The sequence below is a fragment of the Roseivirga sp. UBA1976 genome (genome assembly GCF_002336325.1).
GTDB lineage: Bacteria > Bacteroidota > Bacteroidia > Cytophagales > Cyclobacteriaceae > Roseivirga > Roseivirga thermotolerans.
Genome location: NZ_DDDQ01000070.1, coordinates 1 through 5,617, shown reverse-complemented (window position 1 = coordinate 5,617; position 5,617 = coordinate 1). Strand labels below are relative to the sequence as shown.

General features: G+C 43.7%; 5 protein-coding genes. 1 reads left to right on the top strand and 4 read right to left on the bottom strand.

What is annotated here, in order from left to right; genetic code table 11:
* The 4 genes from B3763_RS07165 to B3763_RS07150 form a co-directional block, all read right to left on the bottom strand.
* The coding region (locus B3763_RS07165) for a hypothetical protein (RefSeq protein WP_286745187.1) at positions 1-180 on the bottom strand (180 nt) is incomplete at its 3' end.
* Positions 181-382: 202 nt separating this feature from the next.
* On the bottom strand, positions 383-1,192 hold the full coding sequence (locus B3763_RS07160) for an amidohydrolase family protein (protein WP_286745185.1): 810 nt from the start codon (positions 1,190-1,192) through the stop codon (positions 383-385).
* A gap of 135 nt (positions 1,193-1,327) precedes the next feature.
* Positions 1,328-2,680: a sensor histidine kinase gene (locus tag B3763_RS07155; RefSeq protein ID WP_189630908.1), complete on the bottom strand. Its 1,353-nt coding sequence runs from the start codon at positions 2,678-2,680 to the stop codon at positions 1,328-1,330.
* 89 nt (positions 2,681-2,769) lie between these two features.
* Positions 2,770-4,146, bottom strand: coding sequence for a sigma-54-dependent transcriptional regulator (locus B3763_RS07150; protein WP_286745182.1), 1,377 nt, complete (start codon positions 4,144-4,146; stop codon positions 2,770-2,772).
* A gap of 149 nt (positions 4,147-4,295) precedes the next feature.
* Here B3763_RS07150 and B3763_RS07145 point away from each other — a divergent pair.
* A partial coding sequence (locus B3763_RS07145) for an ABC transporter permease (RefSeq protein ID WP_286745180.1) occupies positions 4,296-5,617 on the top strand: 1,322 nt, incomplete at its 3' end.

The window sequence follows — 5,617 nt, the reverse complement described above, 5'->3', positions numbered from 1 at the left end:
CTTGTTTTTACAGGCACATAGGTAGGCAAAGAATTGTGCTGCATTGGCGCATACAGGGCTACTACCCGGTTTGCCAATATTGTTTTTGGCCTTTTGCGCATTGGGGTCTTGCGTGCAATCCTGGGCATGGAGCATTAGACAGAGTGAAAGTAAGAGGGCTGAGGCAATTAGCTTCTTCATGTTGTTTAACTAAAATGAAAAAAGAATTAGAAGCACCTTTGACCCGAATGTGGTCTAAGGGCAGGCGGGTTTGAAGAGTCTTGAATAATAAAGTAAGGGTTTTTGATGGATAATTACAAGGCAACTTAGCTGCCTAACGTAAGCTTTTGTGCCCCTTGAACTATGGATTGGTTTTCAGGAGCTACCATATTGCCGACCTAGTTTAAAGTGTGGTTACATCTATCTTAAATAGTTCGGCAGCGTTTTTCCAAAGAATCAACTCCTTCTTTTCTTCAGGCAAATCGAGCTGATCCATGAATTTGAGGTAGGAGTTCATGTTGGAAATGGGCCAGTCCGTACCATAAAGTAAATATTTAGGATTGCCGGCATAGGTGATCATTTCCTCTATTTCATTTTTCATATAGCGTTCAAATTTTTCGTTGAAATCGCCCAGCACCAGGCCGGAAATGTCAGCATAAACATTATCGTTTTTGTAAACGACCTCCATACAATCCTTAATCCACGGGTTGCCTACATGGCAGATTACAATTTTTAGTTCCGGGTAATCAACGGCCAGATCATCGTGGTGAATAGGGTGGGAGTACTTCACCTTTCCTCTGGGGGCATAGGTGTCGCCCGAGTGAAACATCACGGGTACATCGAACTCAATGGCCATTTCATACCAAATTTGCAGTCGGCTATCGTTGGGATAAAAGGGTTCGTAGCCGGGGTAGAACTTGAGGCCTTTAATGAGGCCTTTTTCCAGGTAATCACTGATGATTCGTACATCTTTATAGTCGTAGTGCAGAAAACTGATACCCGCTACCACTCCCAGGTTTTTTCTGTCGGCAATGGCTTCTACTACTTGGGTGGTGCTTGGCCTGTGCTCATTGACTTTATATGAGGAGAGCACCAGCGCATAGTCGACCTTGTTTTCTTCCATGGTTTGAGAGAGGAGATTTAGGCTTTGGTCAATTGAGGTGACGCGGTCTTCGTGGTAATTGTTGATGTGGGTATGTACGTCAATGATCATAATGTTCTGTTTTGATTCTCTAAAATAACCTTCCCATCGGGTTTGGTTTTGCAGCGTGGCTGGTCAATCAATATAGGTATATGATTCCGTACCGTGGGAAATTTTCTAGAATGTTATGGCTTGGTGCTTTTCGTTTCAGCTCCTAAAAATCAAACTAAAAGTTGCTCCCAGGCCCGGTTGTGATTTAGCTGTTAAGTCGCCTTTGTGTTTTTTCATAATCTGCTTGGAGAGGCTAAGTCCGATGCCGGAACCATTTTCTTTGGTGGAGAAAAACGGAATAAAAATCTGATCCATTTTAGTTTCGTCAATGCCTATGCCGTTGTCTTGTATTTCAATGACGGACTGATTGGCATTGGAGTAGGCACTTATTTGTACCAGACCATTTTTTTTCTTTTCGGTGGCATGGCGCGCATTGGTGAGCAGATTAATCAACACCTGATCGACCAGTTTTCGATCCATAGATATTTTGAGGTGAGCCTCAGACTTAACTCTCAACTCTACCCCGGCTTTTTCAAACTCTTTACTCAGCAGATTAGCGTTTTCTACCAATAATTCATTTACGTTTACTTCTTCCAGCTGTAGAGCTTTTATGCGCGTAAGCTTGCGGTAATCTTCTACAAAATGAAGTAGCCCTTCACTACGTTTTTGGATGGTTTTGAGCGAAAACCGAAGGTCTTCCAGGGTTTCTTCGCTAAGGTCTTCGAGCGGCTTGGGCTGGCCTTTTTCTTCCAGCATCATCAGCATGGTTTCTGAGAGGGAAGTAACAGGCGTTACGGAATTCATAATTTCATGGGTGAGAATTCGAATGAGTTTGTGCCAGGCCTCAATTTCCTTCTGCTCAATCTCACTTTTAATATCCTGAAAAGTGACAATGGTATAGCGATAGTTCAGAATTTTCAACCGGTTGATTTGAACGGATACTTGTTGTTTCTCTCCTTTTATGGAGAGTTCTATTAGCCTTCGCTCGTTGTCTTCCATAGTGTCGAGCTCTGCGGTAAAGGCAGGTTGGAGTTGCTGGAGTTGCTTCCAGTAATTGGGGGTGGCTATTTTGAGCAGGTCTTGTGCTGCTTTGTTCATAAGCTCTATGCCATGGTCTTCCTTAACCGCCAATACACCCACTTTTATATTATCTACAATTACTTTGAGAAACTTGAATTGGGCCTCTTTCTCTACACTCACCTTTTTGAAGGCGTCAATGATTTCCACGAAGGCGTCTTGCAACTCCTGAAACGACTTACCGTGTTTTTTGCCCTTGAACGATATAGAGAAGTCGGAATAGCGAATAGCCATTAAGAGTTTGGCAATTTCGCGGTTGGTGTAGGTAATAAAGCGAATGAGTTCGGAAACCTGAATAATGATAATGCCCAAAAGGATAAGCTGATTGAAGAATAGCTCGGTGCGCGCAAAAATAAAAGCCAGGGCTGTCATAGTGAGCATAAGCAGCACTATGCGAATAACTACCAGTAGAGCAAATCTTTTCGATACCATAGTTTTGTTGTTAGTGGGTTGGTTATTCGTTATCGGAGACTGCTGATTATTACTTACGGTTGTCTGATAACCACTCCCTAATCTCCGGCCTAAAGGCCGTACTTTTGCATTCTTCTGTATAGAGCCAGCCTGTCTAAGCCCAACTCTTTAGCCGCACGGGTTACATTGCCATTGTGCTTATCTAAGGCTTTCAATATTAGTCTTTTTTCATTTTCGGTAAGGTTGAGGTTTTCTTCTTCCTGACTTTTTTGTGTCGCCTTACTGTTGCCCAGCATAAAGTCATTGGGTCCAAGTTTGTTACCATCGGCCAGAATAATGGCTCTTTCAACTGCATGTTCCAGCTCTCTGATATTACCGGGCCAGTGATGTTTTTTGAGTTTGTTCATGGTGCCGGCATCAATGCGCATATTGGCTTTCTTGTATTTTTTGCCAAAAACATTGAGAAAATGCTCTACGAGCAGGTCTATGTCATCGGGCCGCTCGGCCAGTGGAGGCATCTTTAGTTCTACGGTATTGATGCGGTAGAGTAAGTCTTGTCTGAATTCGCCTTTTTCTACCATTTCATATAGTGGCATGTTGGTGGCGCAAACCAGGCGAATGTCTACCGGTATTTCTTTGCCGGAGCCTACGCGGCTCACTTTGCGTTGTTGTAGTACTGAGAGCAACTTGGCTTGCAAGGGGAGTGAGAGGTTGCCTATTTCATCGAGAAAGAGAGTGCCGCCCTGGGCCAGTTCAAAACGGCCGGGCTTATCTTCTTTGGCATCGGTAAAAGCTCCTTTCACATGCCCGAAAAGTTCCGATTCAAAGAGTGTTTCGCTAATTGAGCCAAGGTCTACCTTTATAAACACCTGATCGGATCGGTCTGACTTTTTGTGCAGGGCGCGGGCGGCCAGCTCTTTGCCGGTTCCGTTTTCCCCCAAAATAAGCACATTGGCGTCAGTTGGTCCCACTTTTTCGATGAGCGAAAACACACGTTGCATGGGGGCAGAGTTGCCCAAAAAGTTGGCGTATTTTTGGTCTACATCGTGGGCAATGCTTTTGGTGGTGTTTTTGAGCCGGTCTACTTCCAGTTTGCTGTGCCTTAGTTGTAAGGCTGAGGTAATGGTGGCGTAGAGTTTTTCGTTTTTCCAGGGTTTGGTAATAAAATCGGTACCGCCTGCTTTAATAGCTTTTACGGCCAGGTCGAATTCGCCATAGGCCGTTACCAGTATAACAATGGCGTTAGGATCCAGATCGAGTATTTTGTTGAGCCAGCGCAGACCATCTGAACCATCGTTTTCGCCCTTCTTAAAGTTCATGTCTAACAGAACTACATCGAACGATTCCCTTTCAAAATGCAGAGGAATGAGTTCCGGATTATTCTCAATTTGCACCAGGGTAAACTGCTGTTTTAAATACATACGTGCGGTGTTGAGCACGTCTATATCGTCATCTACCACCAGTATTTTAGCCTCAATTTTCGCCATAAAACTGTATCAAAAACAAACACCTAAATGTATTGAAAACAAACGGAATAGAAGTCTATGTTTATGAAAATTATTTTTAACTTATTGATATTCAGTTGTTAATGAGTTTGGCACTGCTTTTGGCTTGCTAGCGGCATCAAAGGTCTACTATGTTAAAAAACTACTTCATTACTGCACTCAGAAACTTGTCTAGAAACAGGTCGTTCACCATTATTAATGTTTTTGGGCTTGCCCTTGGCATAAGTGCCGCTTTGGTGCTTTTTAAAATAGTTCTGTTCGAAAAGAGTTTTGATACTTATCTGACTCATTATGACAGGTTGTACCGCTTTACTAAAAAGGTGGTGAGTCCCAATTCGGTAGAGCTGGAGGGGGGAATGCAAAACCCTTTTGCCGAAGCCTTTAAGAACGATTATCCTGATCTGGGCATTCCTGTTCGGACCTTCTATATTGGTGAAAATCAGTTGAGTGTGCAGAATGTAACAGGCGATTGGTCGCACTTTGAACAACGCGATGGAATTGCCTTTGTAGATGCTGACTTTTTTAAACTCTTTGATTACGAATGGAGGGTAGGAGATTCGGAAACGGCACTTTCCAAACCTAATTCGGCTGTGATTTCCGAATCGTTGGCCGAAAAGTACTTTGGAGTAACCGATGGTGGCTACGACCGGGTGTTGGGTAAGGAGATGAAGCTGAATAACGAGCTTACCTTCTTTATTTCGGGCGTGGTATCCGACCCTCCCAAAAATGCTTCCTTACCATTTAAGCTAATGATCGAATACGAGTCTGTTAAAGCTATTTTCGACTTCTATCAGCCCGACTCGTGGACTTCCACTTCATCCAATGCTCATGTGTATTTTCTGGCCAATGAGAACGTAACAGGCGATCAGATTCGCTCAGTTTTACCCGAAATGGCCGAAAAGTATATGCCGGAAGGCGAGAATGAAACTATTTTTCAACTTCAAGCTCTGGCCGATATGCACTTTCAGCCCGAGTATAACACCTATGGCAATATTGCCAAGTCCAAAGACTTCTTAACCGGCCCCATTGCTATCGGTATTTTCCTGATTCTTACCGCTTGTATCAACTTTGTAAATCTTTCCACGGCTTTGGCGGTAAAGCGGTCTAAAGAGGTGGGTATTCGCAAGGTTTTGGGAGGCGTAAGAAACCAACTGGTACTTCAGTTTTTAGGAGAGACTTTTCTCATCACCATTCTGGCCATGTTGTTTTCTATGGGAGTTGCAGAATTGGTAATGACCAACATGGAAGATTTGGCCAGGTACAATTTGTCTTTAGACCTGCTTAATGATACTCCGCTTTTAATGGTGTCTGTTGCCATTGTGGTTGGAGTAACTCTAATGGCTGGTTTGTACCCTTCTTTCATCCTCTCAGGCTTAAAGCCGGTGGCTGTGCTTCGCAGCAAGGGGCAGTCGTCTTTGGCAGGTAATGCCAATACCCGCAGAGGGCTGGTAGT